Source organism: Promicromonospora sp. NPDC023987 (genome assembly GCF_040639055.1).
Taxonomy (GTDB): Bacteria; Actinomycetota; Actinomycetes; order Actinomycetales; family Cellulomonadaceae; genus Promicromonospora.
Map to the genome: position 1 here is coordinate 42,132 of NZ_JBEZZF010000008.1, position 17,200 is coordinate 59,331.

Annotated in this window: 8 protein-coding genes; 4 read left to right on the forward strand and 4 right to left on the reverse strand. The window is 66.8% G+C overall.

Annotation, left to right across the window (positions count from 1 at the left end):
* The first annotated feature begins 96 nt into the window (after nucleotides 1-96).
* Complete coding sequence (locus AB0F40_RS06035; protein ID WP_357465209.1) at nucleotides 97-1,548, forward strand: IS1380 family transposase; 1,452 nt, start codon at nucleotides 97-99, stop codon at nucleotides 1,546-1,548.
* Between the two features lie 546 nt (nucleotides 1,549-2,094).
* Here AB0F40_RS06035 and AB0F40_RS06040 read toward each other — a convergent pair.
* Together AB0F40_RS06040 and AB0F40_RS06045 are read right to left on the reverse strand one after the other, a co-directional pair.
* Nucleotides 2,095-3,420 carry an ISL3-like element ISPfr2 family transposase gene (locus AB0F40_RS06040; protein ID WP_026138135.1) on the reverse strand — a complete coding sequence of 442 codons (1,326 nt, stop codon included), beginning with the start codon at nucleotides 3,418-3,420 and terminating at the stop codon, nucleotides 2,095-2,097.
* Between the two features lie 991 nt (nucleotides 3,421-4,411).
* Entirely contained in the window at nucleotides 4,412-4,723 is a 312-nt protein-coding gene (locus AB0F40_RS06045) for an antibiotic biosynthesis monooxygenase (RefSeq protein ID WP_006247389.1), read from the reverse strand.
* 107 nt (nucleotides 4,724-4,830) lie between these two features.
* Between AB0F40_RS06045 and AB0F40_RS06050 the strand changes: the two genes are divergently transcribed.
* Nucleotides 4,831-5,772, forward strand: a complete 942-nt coding sequence (locus AB0F40_RS06050) for a helix-turn-helix domain-containing protein (protein ID WP_007079305.1) — start codon at nucleotides 4,831-4,833, stop codon at nucleotides 5,770-5,772.
* 727 nt (nucleotides 5,773-6,499) lie between these two features.
* Nucleotides 6,500-7,096 carry a DUF4241 domain-containing protein gene (locus AB0F40_RS06055; RefSeq protein ID WP_357465212.1) on the forward strand — a complete coding sequence of 199 codons (597 nt, stop codon included), beginning with the start codon at nucleotides 6,500-6,502 and terminating at the stop codon, nucleotides 7,094-7,096.
* 66 nt (nucleotides 7,097-7,162) lie between these two features.
* Here the strand turns inward: AB0F40_RS06055 and AB0F40_RS06060 are convergent, their stop codons facing one another.
* Nucleotides 7,163-7,471: a hypothetical protein gene (locus AB0F40_RS06060; RefSeq protein WP_357465214.1), complete on the reverse strand. Its 309-nt coding sequence runs from the start codon at nucleotides 7,469-7,471 to the stop codon at nucleotides 7,163-7,165.
* Nucleotides 7,472-7,480: 9 nt separating this feature from the next.
* Nucleotides 7,481-16,627, reverse strand: coding sequence for a DNRLRE domain-containing protein (locus AB0F40_RS06065; RefSeq protein WP_357465216.1), 9,147 nt, complete (start codon nucleotides 16,625-16,627; stop codon nucleotides 7,481-7,483).
* Nucleotides 16,628-16,855: 228 nt separating this feature from the next.
* Here AB0F40_RS06065 and AB0F40_RS06070 point away from each other — a divergent pair, with 228 nt between their 5' ends.
* Complete coding sequence (locus tag AB0F40_RS06070; protein ID WP_357465218.1) at nucleotides 16,856-17,158, forward strand: hypothetical protein; 303 nt, start codon at nucleotides 16,856-16,858, stop codon at nucleotides 17,156-17,158.
* Nucleotides 17,159-17,200 lie beyond the last annotated feature (42 nt).

The following is a 17,200-nucleotide window of genomic DNA, read 5'->3' on the forward strand; positions in this document are numbered from 1 at the left end:
GCTCTGACCTGGGAGGATGTGATTGTCGAGATCGCATCTTCACAGCAGGGACGGAGCACCTTTTCGGTGGGTAAGACTATCTCTTGGGACACGGGGTTGGAAGTCGCTGCCGACGGGCGGGGCCTGGTCGGGCATGCGGGGCTGGTCCTGCCGCGCAAGATGGCCGATATCGCGGGCCTGACCGCGGGCCTGGCGAACGCGTTCCGGGCGGGCCGGGCTGACAAGCTCGATCGTGGGGTCGTGGTCGGTGCGGCTGCGGTCGCGATCGTGGGCGGTGCGACGAACTTCTCGCAGGTCGGGTCGCTGCTGGCTCACCATCGCGACACGTTCGGGATCACGGGATCGGATACGACGGTGTGGCGCACCCTGGAAGAGATGTCCGAGGCGCGTGTCTCCCTGCGCGTGGCTCGTGCACGAGCCCGCGCGAGGAAGAAGGTCTGGGCGATGCTCGCCGCGCGCGCCCAGGGGTTCCCGACGGTGACCGTGGCGGGCAAGCCGCTGACCGGGTGGGTGCTGGTCGACGTGGACGCCACGATCGTCGAAGCCCACTCCGAGAAGGAAGGCGCAGCCGGGCACTTCAAGGGCGGATACGGCCACCACCCGCTGCTGGTCTGGTGCAGCAACACCGGGGAGAACCTGCGAGTCCTGCTCCGTAACGGCAACGCCGGGTCCGACACCGCCGCCGACCACGTCCTCGTGCTGGACGACGCGTTCGCCCAACTGCCCGATACCGGTGGGTACTCGCGCGTGCTGGTACGGATCGACGGCGCCGGCGCGTCCCACGAGACCGTCAACCACCTGCTCGCGCTGTCCACGACGCGTCGTAAGGTCGCCTTCACGATCGGGTGGACGATCACCAAGACCGATGAGGACGCGATCGCCGCGCTACCCGACACGGCGTGGGAGTCGTATCTCGACCAGGACGGGACGATCCGGGGCAAGAAGCTGCCCGGCGGCGGGTTCGACCAGTACGGCCACGTCGCCGAGCTCACCGGTCTGAACGGGCGGATCAGCAAGAACGGCTGGCCGGCCGGTCTGCGGCTGATCGCCCGCAGGGTCCCGATCACCGCCCGAGACCAGGCCGCGGGGAAGCTCACCGCACGGGAGAAGTCGGTGGGGTGGAAGTACGCCATCACCGCCACCAACATCAGCGCCCGGGGCCTTGCGCAGGTCCCGGGCGCTGGTCACGCTCAGTTCCTCGACGCCGTCCACCGCCAGCACGCGAACGTCGAAGACCGCGTCCGGACCGGCAAGAGCCTCGGTCTGGGCCACCTGCCCTCCAAGCTCCTCGCGGTCAACCAGGCCTGGCTCGACACCGCAGCGATCGGTACCGATCTCGACGCCTGGACCCGCCTGCTGGGTCTGGCCGACCACGACGACCTGACCCGGGCCGAACCCGCGACCATGCGCGCCCGGATCTATTCCGCCCCGGCACGCCTCGCCCGCCACGCCCGCAAGACCTGGCTCCGCTTCGAGGCCACCCTGCGCGACTCCACGATCATCGCGACCGCCTGGACCACCCTCACCGGGCTAGCGCAAGCGACCTGACCTGGACAAACAGCCCCGCAACCCGGAAGGAGCAGCCCCCGCACGACCCCCGGCCCACGGAACCGGCGCGCGCAGCGACACGCGTGACTCCCCCATGACCACCATCCAATTCAACCCGCCGAACCGGACAGATCAGGCCAACCTACGCACTACCTGAATCATCGAGGCCAACGACGCGAAGGCAGCATCACCGCAGCCCACCGACCCGATCTACGGCTGTAGTACTAGGTCAAGAACCCTCACCTTCAGGACCTCAAGATAGTCACCCGTAATTGGTGCGTACCGCAAGTCGATTCGCCCATTCACTCGTCCGACCGGAAGGCCATCGAATCCTTTTCGCCTGGTGATTCGGCTAGCCAGTTCGGCGAGTACAGGTTGCCCTGCCGCCGTAGACCAGCGACTTCGCAGATCGTCTACTTTATCTGATTCCACAGGATTTCAACGCCTTTCCCGCTGTAGTTCCTGGTTGTGTGGGCCGCCCAGTGACTAACGGTTGTAACGTCATACCACGACACGCCACCGGCTTCTCTCCCACGGTTTACCGGCTCATCCCAATCGGGGGTGTAGAAGTTGGGGTCTGAAGCCGCCGGTCTCGAGCAGGCTTCGGGCGATGTAGTTGGTCAGGTTGCGGAACCCGAGTGCGGAGCCGCGCAGGTGTTCGAGCCGTCCGTTGAGCGCCTCGGTCGGCCCGTTGCTGGTGCCGGGTCGTTCGAAGTAGGCGAGCACGTCAGCGGCTCGCTTCTTCAGGGTCCGGCCCAGGGTGGTGAGCTCGGTGAGCACCTTGGGGACGCCGGCGCTGAGGTCGGTGATCAGCTTCTCCATGAGCTCGCGGCCACGTTGCCGGTCCTCGTGGCGATAGGCGGCGATCATGCGCTGGTAGACACCCCAGGTCGCCTCGACCTCGACGTGAGCGTCATCAACGAACAGCGCGCGTAGCCTGTCGCTCTGCTTGTCGGTGAGCAGGTCCGCGCCGGTGTGCAGCGTGCGCCGCGACTTGTAGAGCGGGTCGTCCCTGAACCCACGGTGCCCGTGGATCGCGAGTTGGACCCGGCGCCGGCACCTGTCGAGGGCGTCACCGGCCAAGCGCACGACGTGGAAGGGATCCATCACCGTGACCGCGTCCGGGATCTCCTCTGCAGCGGCGGTCTTGAACCCGGTGAAGCCGTCCATCGCGACCACCTCGACCGCGTCACGGAAGGCGTCGTCGCGGTCGGCGAGCCAGGTCTTGAACGCCGCCTTCGACCGGCCCTCGACCATGTCCAGCAGCCTTGCTGGGCCGGCGCCATCGCGGACCGGGGTGAGGTCGATGATCACGGTGACGTACTTGTCGCCACGCCTGGTGTGGCGCCAGACGTGCTCATCGACGCCAATGACCTTCACGCCCTCGAACCGCGTGGGGTCGTTGATCAGCAGCCGCTTGCCTTCGGCCAGGACCGCGTTGTTGGCGGTGTCCCACGCGACCCCGAGTCCCTCGGCGACACGGGCGACGGTGAGGTGTGCGACCACGATCCCTTCCAGCGCCCACCGCAGCCCGGTGCGCGAGAGCTTCGCGCGTGGCTCCGCCGCGGCGCTGGTGTCTTGGCGCCACACGTGTCCGCAGTCGGCACAGCGGTAGCGGCGCACTACAACTTCCAGCACGGTCGGTCGCCAGCCCAGCGGCTCGTGGGCCAACCGCCGGATCACGGTGTCACGAGCAGCGCCTTCGCTGCCGCACCGTCGGCACCACTGATCTGGTTCCACCACGCGGCACGCGAGGACCGCACGATCCGGTTCAAGTCGTTGCCCGGTCACGCTCAGACCGAGGCCGTCGAGTCGAGCGAAGGCGGTCAGGTCAGGGCGGCCGAAGCCGGCCGGCGGGGTAGCGTCGGACACGTCGAGGTCTTTCGGATGGATGGCGTAGGAACCTCCGTCGTCGGGAGACCTCGACGTCTATCTGCGGACCGACGCGCCCGGCCGACCTACACCGTCATCTGGGAAGACCCCTGAAACGTCTTCGACGACGACGGGACCGGCTAGGAGGAGGGCGCGGTGAGCTAAAAGAATGGAGCTTGCTCGGCTTCGACGCCGCCGCAAGCTCCGGTGAAACGGTCGGTACTGGTCGGTCGTCGTCGGTCACCACCGGATGGCGGCGCCCCCACTCTCGGCGTTTGCGCAGGTCAGCGGCTCGTTCGCCCAGTGGGCGCATCAAGCGATAGACGCAAAGCCGACGTGATTAGGTCGTCGGTTCGATTCCGACAGGCGGCTCTGGCGAACAGCCCCTGACCTGCGGAAACGCAGGGCAGGGGCGGTTCGGTTCTGGTGGTCGCGCGATGCGCTGGCCTCACGGCTCTGCCCGACACCGACGTCGCTCTCCTCTGCGACGGACCCCTCGCCGGCTGAGCGCTCGCGGCCGGCATCCTGTCCGTGTGCCGATAGGCCTCGCTCCGCTCGGCAACGCGGCGTGGCGTTGTGTCGCGACCTGGACGTGCGAGGTGTCAACGGTGCGTCGGCGCAGCGATCGTTGTGTGCGCAGCGAGATGTTCCATGCCGCACGGGCGACGCGCACGAACGCAACGCCCCGGAACGCCAACGACCCGTCATCGCTGCGACGCGCAACGCGTCTCCCGTCACGGCAACGGATCGCAACCAAGACCCGCCCACGGCGCCTAGCGGGACGGAGGGCAAGTTGACACAGTTGCGCTGCCATGGAACCGCGCTGGCTCTCTCGATGACCACCGGTGAACCAGTGCCGCTCCAGGCTTGCGCCTGGTGTTGCCTGGCCCCCCTCGTGATCGGCCCGTCGGGGATCGTCAACGTGGTGCGGGTGTCGAGGCGGTCGGGTCCGACGGCTCGGCGGGGCGCGATCGTCTCGTGCGTTGGCGGACTACGGGAGCTTGGACGCGAGGACGTCGGCCGCCAGGATCTCGGGTGCTGCGCCGAGGAGGTGCTGGTTGGCCATCAGGGCTGCGACGATGGCGCCGTTGGCGTGGGCGTCGCGAGCGGCCTCGTCGGGGAATGCATCGAAGATCCAAAAGGTGTCGGCGTGGGTTCTAGCCGCGAACCAGACAATCGTTCCCACTTCTTCGTTGGCGAGTGCGACAGCGCCGGCGAGCAGATCGGCGAGCGCGTCGTGCTGTCCATCGGCCGCGACGATCTTGGCGACGAAGGCATACGGAAGTGATGCGGGTGTGGACATGAGGGGTTCTCCTTGAAGTCGGGGTTCTTCGTGGGGCGAGTTCAGCGTATGACGAGCGAGGGCCGATGGGGAGTGGCGTATACGACAGTATTGCTATTGTTCGCGCCATGCGTATCGGACTGATCGCGATCGACGGCTGCTTCGGTTCGGCTGTCGCGTCGGTCATCGACATCGTGCGGGTGGCCGACGGAGCCCGCGGCGATATCGACCCGCGGATCGACCCGATCGAACTCGCCATCCTCGGACCGAAACGGCGAGTGACCACGACGGCATCGATGACCCTGTCGGTTGACCACCCGCTGTCGGAGTCCGGAGAGTTCGACGTGGTCGTCGTCCCTGCGCTTGGAACCCTCACGGCCGCCGCTACCAACGACGCCCTCCAGAGCCGAGATGCTCGTTCGGTCATCGCCTCGCTCGGGCGCCTCGACGACGCGACCACCCGGATCGCCGCGGCGTGCACCGGCGTGTTCGCCGTCGCCGAGACCGGACGGATGCATCATCGGCGGGCGACGACCAGCTGGTTCCTGGGGCCGGAGTTCCTGAAGCGCTATCCGACCGTCGCCCTCGATCTCGACACCATGGTCGTCGTGGACGGGAACCTCGTCACCGCCGGCGCCGCGTTCGCCCACATCGACCTCGCGCTCTCACTCGTGCGATCGATCAGCCCCGACCTGGCCCAACATGTCGCCAAGCTCCTCATCATCGACGAGCGTCCGTCGCAGGCGGCCTTCGTCGCCTACGAACATCTCCGGCACGAGGACCCGATCGTCGTCGAGTTCGAACGCTTCGTGCGCGCCCGCCTGGACGAACCGTTCAACGTCGCCTTCGTCGCGCAGTCGCTCGGCACCAGCCGGCGCACCCTCGAACGACGAGTCCGTGCGGCGCTCAACCTCACTCCGCTCGGCTTCGTCCAACGGCTTCGCATCGAACGAGCTCGGCACCTCTCAGCAACCACGGACCTCACCTCCGCCGAGATCGCGCTACGGGTCGGCTACGCGAACGCCGAGACTCTGCGCTCCCTCCTGCGCAGGGAGCGACGCCGTTCCTGACCTATCGCCATGCCTGTAGCCGGTGTCCTAGCGCCCGGTTGGAACCACCTCTCAGCACGTCGCGTCGACGCTCCTGCGTCGCCCCTGGACGACCCACTCGACACGCCCGCAGCACAGGCCATGTGACGTGCCCCGGCTTCCCGGCCGGTCGGGGTTGGGTGGCTGTGATGTCGCTGCGTTCTCGTCGAGGGGGTCAGCAGACCCGATCAGGGTCGATTGGGATGAGACGCGAAGGCGGTCAGGTCAGGGCGGCCGAGGCCGGCCGGCGGGGTAGCGTCGGTCACGTCGAGGTCTTTCGGATGGATGGCGTAGGAACCTCCATCGTCGGGAGACCTCGACGTCTATCTGCGGACCGACGCGCCCGGCCGACCTACACCCTCATCTGGGAAGAGCCGGTTTACCACGTCGGGCCCCACCTTTCGCCCCATTCGGCGTAGTTCTGCCGCCCAGCATTCTCATAAGTCGGCTGTTGTCGACAAGTTCCTTAACACGTCGATCAACATACTTCCCAAAAGTGGCATTACTCAAGCGAGGATTGGAAAGATGACCAATCTCTTTGCGACTGAGATGTCTGGAGAGCTTATTCGTTCCACGACTTGCCTCCTGCAGTGCCTTGTTGGTGTACCGCTCGAGCGTCCTCGCGATCCAGTCTGGCCGCTTTATCGCCCCACAACAATGCGACCCGTCGGAGCCAGGCCATCCGCTGCACCCGGGTGACCTGGACGCGATGATCACGCCCGGTGCACGCGCCCGGGAGTCCGGCGACCCCGTGCAGATCGAGGCCGCCGACGCCGGCGAGCTCAAGCTCCCCTCCGGTCGGCTCCTGGCCACCGACCCGGACTACCTGACGCAGGAGCTCCCCGCCTGGGAAGGAACGCTGACTACGCGGGTCGCACCGGGCACCTACCCCTTGGAGCTGAGCATCGCCCAGAACCTGGCAGACGACCTGGAGACGGTCGCGGGCGCCCGCATCGTCGTGTCCGACCAGCCCGTCGTGTCCTGGGAGCTCGGGCTGCGCAAGGACCAGCACGAGATCGACCTCGGCGACGGGGAGTACTACGGGTTCGGCGTCGACACGGGGACCGCGTCGTTCACCGACGTCGACGCGATCCCCGCCGTGGCGGAACCTGCCCGGGAGGTGTCAGCCGCCCTGGACGACTGGCACGGAACCGTCGACGACGGCGGTCTGGTGATGTGGCACGCCGGATGCGGCGACGGGTCGTACCCCGTATGGGTGGGACGTGACAAGGACGGCGCGGTTGCGGCCTTCGTCGCCGACATGCTCATTCTCGACGGACCGGACGAGCCGACGGGAGGCCACTGACATCCTCTTCACCAGCAGCCCTTTCCTCTATAACACATTGCCCGGCCATGAGTACAAAATGATTCCTTAAAACAGGAACCAAGATCTTAGATTAGCAAACACCCCGACAACAACCCTCACAAACAGGCGGAGTGTCCTGAGGAACGAAATCCCAGACCGAGCTGCTTCAACTGTGACTCCGATTATCACAAGCAGGGCCGCCACAACAAGCAGCAGGAGAGCCGCCGCGTCGACGCTCGACGGAATGTCCATGACCCAGCTCAGGCCAAGGGTCACCATGCAAGCAATTCCGAGGGAGAATCCGGACTTCGATAATGCATTGAGATCAATCCGATCGAAGTCATCACTCGGCTCACGGGGCGCTTCTTTCACCATGGCAGCATACTAGATCCAGGGCACCGACGGTATCGGCGGGGCACCGTACGGCGAGAGATTGCCGTTTATCCAGCCAATAGCGCCATTTACATCCGGCGCCACCCCTCGCACGTACTCGCGCGCTTGACCGCCAAGCGTGCAGTTCTCTTCGCACGGGCCACTGAAGGAGTCTTGAACCTGGCCGACGCCCCCAAGAATCGTGTTCGGCCCTGTCAATGCACTCCAGCCTCCCGCGGCCCGCTTAGCCTTTCCAGAAAGACCTGGATTGCTTTCTAGAAGATCCTTAGTCCCGCCCACGATCCCTCGCGCACCGGAAGCCACATTTGTAATCCCCGCGTAATACGAACCCCACTGGAACTCGACCGGCATATCAACCACTGCGGTCCAGGAGTCGGCGAGAACGATCTCGGTCTTTTCCATGATTGGCGTTCGCGCCCAGACCCTTTCTTCAAGTTCGGCCCATCGAGCTTCCTGCTCCCTCGTCTTTTCGGACGTCAGGAAACTCAACTCAATCCTTAGCTGGTCGGCGAACATCAGGTTCATGAAATTCTCGCTGACATAGCCCTCGTCTGGACCATCACCGCTGTCGGTGGACCGGTTTTCCCAAAGCGAAATCTGCACCTCGAGACTGTGCTCCTCGGTAATTTGAGCAGTTATCTCCCCCTCTGCAGAAACCGAACATGTATAGTCGGCCACCTGACTGCATTCCGCATAGATGTGTCCATCAATCTCGATCATGGAGATGGGATTGCCAGCAGTGAAAGCGTATCTGTTTCCGGTGTACGCGTCGAAACCGAGAGCGAGGTCAGCTACGGAACTGGCGTACATGTCCCGAGTCGTGAACCGGTTCAGGCCTGGTGCATAGTCGCGGAAGCCCATGTCGTAGGTCCCCGAGGACACATCCCAGCGCTTTGCGCTGTATCGGTAGGCGTTGTACTGCTCGACCTGACCCGGCGTATCGGCGTCCGGCTTGTCGATTCCCGTGTATTCGGCCACATCCGCATTCCCGTACGCGGTGTATCCATACGTGGCGACGGTGTCCCCCGTGTCATCAGTCAAGATCTCGACGTCGGTGTGGGCGTTATACCCGTAGTACGCGCTCTCGCCCGCCTCAACTCCGGCCTCGGGGTCGGCCTGGTGCGTGATCTGGGACAGCCGCTGCCCCCACGGCGAGTACTGGTAAGACTTTGTCATCTGTCCGGCGACTTCCTCGCCCAGCACCTCCGAGGAGAGCCCGAGGTAGGTGTAGTCGGTGGTCTCCCCACCGGCGGTCTTGGACGCCGTGCGGTCCAGCGGGTCGTACGCGTACGTCGTCGACTCCAGCGCCCCGGCGTCGTTGATCTTCTCGGACTGCGCGATGTGGTCGTACCCGTCATACGTCGTCCGGCTGATCGTCTCCCCTGCTGAGACCACGGACGTCTGTCGTCCGAACGGGTCATATCGGTAGGACGCCGTCGCAGTGCCGGTCGTCGCGGTCAGGAGCCGGTTGCGGTCGTAGTTGTACGTCGTCGCCGTCCCGCCCACGTCCTGGGAGATGACGTTGGCGTTGTCGTCGTGCACGTAGGTTTCGGTCTTGGCCCCGTTACCCGTCTTGACGGACTCCGATAGCCGCTCGGCAGGGTCGTACGAGTACGTGGTGGTCGACTCGAGGTACGCCCCAGCAACGTCCGCGTTCGCCTTGGAGGCGATGTCGGTGTGCTTGTTGCCGTTGTCGTCGTAGGTGTACGTGTGCGACGCGACCAGCGCCCCGCCCGACTTCTCCTCACGCAGCGACTTGAGCGCACCGTCCAGGAAATACCCGTTGGTCACGACGTTGCCGTTGGCCTTGGTCTGCGTCGCCTGACGCCCCAGAGCGTCATAGGTGTACCGAGTCACCTTCGCCGCGGCGCTGTCGTTCAGGTCATCCACCGACAGGGACGTCAGCGGTCCGCGAGGGTCGAGCGCCAGGTCGTAGGTGTACTCGGACCGCTGGTCCGGGTGGTCCACCGTGACCGGCTGCCCCAGCACGTCATACGCGTAGTCGGTCGTCGTCGTGGTCTCCTGACCGGTCAGCGACTCCGTGACGCTCTCGACCTGGTTCAGCCCGGTGTAGGTGACCTGGTAGTCATCCGCCCGGGCACCGGAGGACGTGTCGTTGATCCCCGAGAGGTTTCCGTTCACGTCGTACGAGTACGCGAACGCCCTGGCTTCGGTGTCCGTGTCGGCGGCGTTGTCCCGCACCAGCCGCACAGCATCCGCGACGACCTTGCCCGTCGCCGACGGCACCAACGTCACCGTGACCGGGTCGCCCTTGCGCAGCTCGACCTGCCCGACGTCGTTCCAGGCACCGGCACCCGTGGTCTGATCCACCACATAGGCCGGCTCGGTCACCTCACCACCGTGACCATCACCGTCCACGCCGTGCGTCAGCTCGAACTTCGCGTCAGTGGCCGCACCCGACGCCTGCGGGTAGGCGACCGCCAACGAGTACGTCCCATCGGCCGGCACATCCAGCGTCCAGGTGAACTCGTCCGTCGAAGCCCCGGACACCGGGGCGTGCGTGCGGTAGCTGACGCCCTGCTGATCAGGAGCCGTCCACCACGTGTCCCACGTGCCCGTCGCCTTCGCCAGCCCCGTCGTGCTGTTGTCCGTCACCACCGAGTGCGACCCGACCGGGACACCGTCATCAGACTTGGTCTCCAGCTTCCCGTCCGGGAAGTACGACCAGGACATCGTCCGGTTCGCCGAACCATCCGCCGACGTCAGCGTCCGTGCCGTCTGCGCACCCAGGTCGTCGTACTCGTACGTCGTGGAGATGTCCCACGCATCGGAGGACTTCTTGATCCACCCGTTGTCGAAGTACTCCGTGACCGACTCGTTACGCGCCGTCTGTCCCTCCGACGGCGGCATCGACGTCTTCACCACCCGCCCGGCGTCGTCGTACGTCGTCTCCGTGTAGACGTTCGCGTCGTTGTACCGGCTATCGGCCGGGTCGTACGGCTGGAACTGCTTGACCGGCCGGTTCAGCGCGTCGTACTCCGTCCGCGAGGCGAAGTCGTCCGGTTCCGCCGTCGCCACACCCCGCGGCGTGACAACCCGGGTCGTGTTCCCGACCTCGTCGTACTCCACCTGCGTGGTCCGGTACTGCACCACCCCGTCGACGGACTCGTGCGGGGACTTGGTCTCCACCTGCGCCCCACGCTCGTCATACCGAACGTGCGACGTGTTGCCATCCGGGTCCGTCGAGGACACCGCCAGGCCATCCGCGTCATATGTGGTCGAGCTCGCGTTGCCCGCGGCGTCCGTCGCCGAGACCGGCCGGTGGTTCAGGTCGTACTCCGTCGTGGACGTGAAGTCGTCCGGGTCCGCCGAAGCGTTCTTCTTCGGGTCCACCGTCTTCACGACGTTGCCGACCTCGTCATACGTGTAGCTGATGACATCACCGTCGGCGTTCGTCACCGACGTCTGCTGATAGACAGCGTCATACCCATACGTGGTCACGAAGTCCGTCGCGTCCGCCGTCGTAGCGACGCCCTTCGGCTCGATCGTCTTCAGCAGGTTGCCGACCGTGTCGTACTCGTACTGGGAGATCCGCTCCGGCCCGGTCTCGGTGTCCTTCGGCATCGTCGACGTGGTGACCTGGTCGGCCTTGTCGTACGTCGCCGTCGACACCGCGCCGTTCGGCGCGGTCGAGACGGTCACGTTGTCGTTCGCGTCATACACCGCCGCCGGCGTCGTGATCGTCTCGTCCGCCGACTTACGAGTCGTGCCCGCCAGCGGCCGTCCGAACGCGTCGTACGCCTGGGTGACCAGACCGTCCAACGGGTCCTCGACCTGGGTGACCAGGCCGCGCCCGTCGTTCGAGTACGTGGTCCGCGAGACGTTCCCGAGCGCGTCCTCGGTCACCTCCGGGTACCCGAAGTCGGTGTACCCACGGTACTGCGTGACGTTGTCGTTGGCGTCCGTCGCCGTCAGCAGCTGCCCGAAGGAGTCATACGTGTACGACGTCGTGTAGTCCCCCGCGGTGGCCGTCGCGATGCCCTTGCCGTCCGTGACGGTCAGCAGGTTGCCCACCGCGTCGTACGTGAACTGGTTCTTCCGGCCCTCGGGCGACGTGGTCCGCGCGATCTGCGCGACGTGCCCGTCCTCCCAGGTCTGGTACTCCATGACCTGCGCACCAGCCGGCGCCAGCTCGGCGCTCTCCCCGGGCACGCACTCCGACGCGGCAGGCGCACCACCCTGGTCGGCGTTCTGCTCCGCGTCCCGCTGCCAGAGGGGGTACCCGGTCTTGGGGTCGTAGCAGTACGCCGTGACCGCGCCGTTCGCCTCGGTCAGCGTCCGGACGTTGTTGTCCCCGTCCCACGTCAGCGCGACCGTCTCCGACTTCGCGTTCGTCACCGACCGCGGCCGCCCGAAGTCGTCCGAGACGTACTTCGTCGCGTGCCCCTCGGCGTCCGTGACGCTCGTGTTCCACCAGTTCTCGTTCGTCGCGTGCGGCACGTAGTCGAACGTGGTGTCGCCACCGAGTCGGTCGGTGATGGTCTGCACCGACCAGTGGTCCTTCGGGTCGTCGCCCTCGGCCGGGTAGTAGTACCCGATCCTCGTGGTGTTGCCCCGCGGGTCGGTCACCGCCGTCAGCTTCGCGTTCTTGTTGCCCTGGTCGGCGTCGTACGTGAACTTGAACTGCTTCGCGATCGACTCACCGGCGTCATCGGTGGCGCCCGCGCCGTCGATCATCCGGCCCATCAGGCCCTTGTCAGTGTAGTAGAACTCGACCGTGCGACCGGAGACGTCGGTCATGGACCGCACGTGGTCGTAGATCTTGGAGTTGGCCAGCTTGCCCGACCCGTCGACCAGGTTTCCGGTGGTCTCGTCGACGTACCGCCAGCCGGTCTGCCCCTTGTCCCAGTAGTCGACCGTGAGGGTCTGCCGGCCCGCTGGGTCGGTGATGTACTGCAGGAACTTACGGGGCTGGTTCTTCGACTGCCGCTCGGTGTAGGTGAACTGCTGGACGTTGCCGTTCTTGTCGATCACCTGGTTCAGGTACCCGTCGCAGCCGAACACGAAGCTCGTGCCGTCGGGGCGCAGCATCGTCCACGCGTCCTCGACGTAGTCCTGGTTGCCGGGGCAGGTCACGTCGTCGGCTGTCTGCGTCAGCCGGTAGTTCACGCCCGACGGCGCCTCCCACTGGCCGGTCGTCTCGTTGAGCCGGAAGACGTGGGTCGTGCCGTCGCCGTCGGGCAGCATGATCTCGCGCGGGCCGTTGTTCGGGTGGAACTCCAGCGGCGCGCCGAGCCGGATCGGCCCGGACACCTGCGCGGACCACCCGAACCCGGACACCGTGTCCGAGGTGTCCTGCGAGTTGTACGAGAACCGGGCGAACGTCGACAGGCCACGGCCAGGGTTGCTGAACGCGTTGTACGACCACACGGCGTTACCGGCCGCCACGTTGTTCATCAGCGTGCCACCCGCACCCGTGTTCTTCCCGGCATAGGTGTAGAAGCTCTCCAGACCGAGCTGGTCCGACGTCGGGTCCTCGACCGCGACGTTCTGCTTCAGCTTCCCCGCCGGCAGAGCCGCGATCCCGGCCTCGGCCAGGGAGGACTCCTCGGACCGCTCCGCGACGTCGCCCGTCGCGATGGTGTCCAGCCCCTGGGCCGACGCCGCCGCCTCCACCGAGTCCTGCCCTGCTGCCTCCGCGTCCTGGCGGGCGGTCTTCACCTGCGCCGCCGACGCCGTGTTGGCGATCTCCCACGACAACGAGTAGTCCGAACGCAGGTTCCCGTCACTCACGGGCGGAGCAACGACGGACGCCGTCATCTCGGCCGGCTCGCCGGGCGACAGGTCCTGCGGCAGCACCGTCGTCGACGACTGCGAACCGGGCGCCACGGAACCGTCCGGCAGCGTCCAGGACGCGACGAGCTCCTGACCCGCGGTGGTCCACGTGGTCTGCGTCGTGTTGGACACCGTGACCGGCACCTGATAGCTGACGCCAGGCTGCATCCGCTCCGGGGTGTCCGGCGCGTAGAACGTGTCCTCCGGCGCCGTGCTGAGGTACGTCACGGACAACCGCGGACCGGAACGCTCCAGGCCACCGTTGTCCTCGGCCTCCGTCGAGGCGAACAGGGACCGGTCCTGGGACGCGCCCTCGTCGTGCATCCGCACGATCAGGGACCTGTTCCAGGACGGGTTGTTCACGAACGCCTGCGTGACCGCGGTCGCATCCCAGGACAACCGGTCGGGCCCCTCCCCGACGTCCGAGACCGTCGACTGGACGGCGGAGGTGTGCGTGCCGCCCGGGTTCCAGGTCCCGGGACCGGCCCCGTCCGGGTCGTTCCACGTCGCGAGCGTCTCGTCGAAGTCCACCGTCGCGCGGCGTAGCTCGTAGTCGCCCTCGGTCGGGTAGACCATGCTGCCGTCCGCGTCGGTGCGGGTGGTCTCGGTGGTCTCCTGCCACATCCGCAGGAACGCCTCGGTCACCACCGCGTTGTCAGGGATCTCCCACGCCCCGTCGTCCCACTCCATGACCGTACGCGTGACGCCATAGCGTTCCGATGCGTTACCGACCAGGTCCCAGTGCTGGGTCGTGATGTCCTGCACCGTGTCCCAGTTCTGGTTCGGCTCCCCACTGGCCAGCGACGTATCCCCCGAAGCGACCAGCACCTTGGTCGTGTGCCCCGCCTTGGGCAACCGCACGATCTGCGTCGAGGACGGGACGATGCTGCCGTCCTGGCGCTTGACCGCAACCTGGTAGTAGTACAACCCGCCCACCCCGGACGAGTCGGCCGGCGTCGGCACCGCCGTCGTGTCCACGAACTGTGTGGTGCCGGGGTCCACCGGCGCGATCAGCGTCGACGCCGACGGCGTGAACGTCTGCGAGACCGACCGGTGCACCTGGTACTCCACCAGGTCGTCCCCGGTGCCCGAGGACGGGTCCTTGTACGACGACCAGGACAGCTCCGCACCGTTGGCGTGAATCGTGTCCGGAATATCCATCACGACGCCCGGCTGCCCATAGGTCACCGTCAGGCGCGGCATGTTGCGCGTCTCCCCGCCGTACACGTTCTCGCCGGCCTCGTACCGCGGACCGCCCAGCGGCCCGTTGACGCTCTCGTCAGTGGCCCGGATCATGAACCCGTTGTTCGCCAACGACCCGGCAGCCCACTTCTTCACCGTCTGGGTCACGTCATAGTCGTGCCACTTACCGATCTCCCCCGACGTGCGCGTCGCGGTGCCACCCTTGATCAGGCGGATCGCGTCCGCGAGCACCACGCGGTCGGTCTGTACGTCCTCGTCGGTCACCGCGACCCGCGCGCCCGGGTTCAGGGTGTGCGACTGCACCACCGACCAGACCCCACCCGACGTCGCAGTGCCGCGCGTCATATCCACGTTGTAGGCGCGCGTACTCCCGCCCGGGAACGTCACCTCCAGCTTCGCCGCCCTCGCCCGGTCCACCGCCGGGACGTGCGCCACCCGGATCTGCCACACCCCGCCCTCGGGCAGGTTCGGCCGCACCGAGAACTTGTCCGTCGTGCCGTCACCGTTACCGTACGAGAACTGGTACGTACGCCCGTACGCGTACTGCGTCAACGACGTATTGCCCGACGCCGGCCAGTCACCCGAGAAATCCGCATCCGCGTGCGTGTTGTCGAACGTGCGCTGGAACCCCGCGATCCCGCCCTGCAACCCGTTCGCGTTCGACCAGTTCGCGGTGGGCGAGTCCCACGCACCCGTGACCTCCCGCACCTCCAGCGGCACCTCGGTGGCCCAGTCCGTGTGCGCCTGGTCGAAATAGAGCTCCAGGTCTGCGTCCGTGACGGTCGAGCCGGACGGGACGACGTCGTCCAGCTGCGGGAACTTCAGCATCGCCCGCGCCAGACCACCCCCGGTACGCCCCACCGACAGGCGACTGCTCGCGAAGTACTCCGTGCTCGGCGCCTCCGACAGGATCATCGTGTCCTTCGAGAAGTTCCCCGTCGGCGAGATGATGATCGTCGGGTCCACCGTCACCGGCCACACCCGCTCCTCATCGGTCAGCCAGTCCAGGTCCGGCGTCACGGTCAGCGCCCAGGCACCCTTGCCCGACCGCTCCAGCTCGTAACCCACCTCGGTGGACACGGCAGCGCCCTGGTCGTCCGGCGCGGACAGCTTGCCGCCCCCGGTCGTCTCCACCTCACGCGAGTCCCACATCACACCCGCCGGGATCGACACGGCAGGCTCGGGCTGCAGCTCCCCGTAGAACCCGATCGACCCGTCCTTCTCCAGGCGCGGGACCAGGCCATCGAGGTCGGACAGCGTGAACACGTACTCCACCGGGCCCGCACTCTCGTCCGGCGCCTCGGCGAGGACGATCGACTCCTTCACCCGCCCAGGCAGCACCTCGTACGACAGATCCGCACCACCCAGCGCCGCCACGCCCTCGTGCGTCACCGTGTCACCGTCGACCCGAGGCGAGGACAGCTCCTCCTTCGCGGCGTCGGGCAGCCCCACCGTCACACCACGCCCCGCGGCGTCCTCCACCCGGACCACCCGGTCCCGGCCCTGGCCGAAGTACGACCGCGCGGTGTTCGCGACGCTCGCATGCGACCAGCCCGCGGACGCAGCGGCCTTGCCCGACTTCGCGGACAGGCCCTTTGCCCCCGCAGCGGCCACGGCCTTGCCCGTCGCCGCGACCCTCGTGTCGATCTCCACCAGACCATCCCGCGCGGACTCGTAGAACAACGGCTCACCGGCCACCTCGACCTGCCGCTGACCGTCGTCCAGCAGAAACGTCCTGGTGTTCGCCGTCCGCTTGCTCTTCAGCTCCCGCACCCGCTCGCCCGGCTCGGCCGGCGTGGCCGCTTCCGGTCCTACCGGGTGCTCCTCAGGCGCCAGCTCCGCATCCGCCGCGATCGGATCCGCCTCGGGCGCATCGTCGCCACCGAACAGGTCCGTGAACCAGTTGCCGCCCTCCTCAGGCTCAGCAGGCGGGGCTGCCGCCGCCGCGGCAGCGGCCCGGTCCGCCTCCGACAGCCCGTCCTTGCTCACCGCCAGGGCGGGCCCGGCGGGCACGAGATAGACACCCACCAGTGACGCCGCAGTGACGACGACGGTCGCCGCCCGCGACCACCACCGCGCACCCGACACGGGCAGCATCGTCGACATCGCGACCGGGCCGGTCGTCGTCCTGCGAGCCATCGGAATCCCCCTGAGCCAGCGCCCTGCCCCGTTCAGGCAAAGGTCAACAAATCGTCCGAAGCCAACCAGCCGTCGACCAGCGGGGGAAGAGTCAAAAATCCTGCGGGTGAACTTATGGGGTGAAAAAACAGGCAGTACCTATCGGACTTTTTGACGTTCGCCCAACCTCATGCCTAGGTTGGAAGGGCATGCCAGGCCGATCACGCACAGGGGAAGGATTTGCCGCCCATGGCGAGCAAGGGAGCGACAACGGGGAACCTGCTCGCAGTGCTGGCACTCCACGAACAGGGCTCGTACGGCGCAGCGGCCAACGCCATCGAACGCGACTCCGGCACCGTCAGGTACCACCTCATGGCCACCCGCGCGGTCTACGGAGACGATCTCCTGGTCTACGACAAGGGCAGGTGGCAGACCACGACCATCGGGCTCCGGGTCCTGGAGATCGCCCGCCGGGCACGCGCCCTCCACGCGGACTTCCGGGGAGTCGACACGACCGAACCCGTCGGCGGTGCTACCGAAGGCGCCGCTTGAGCCGGCGGATGGACCCGCCCCGTCGCGCCCGGCCCGCCACCC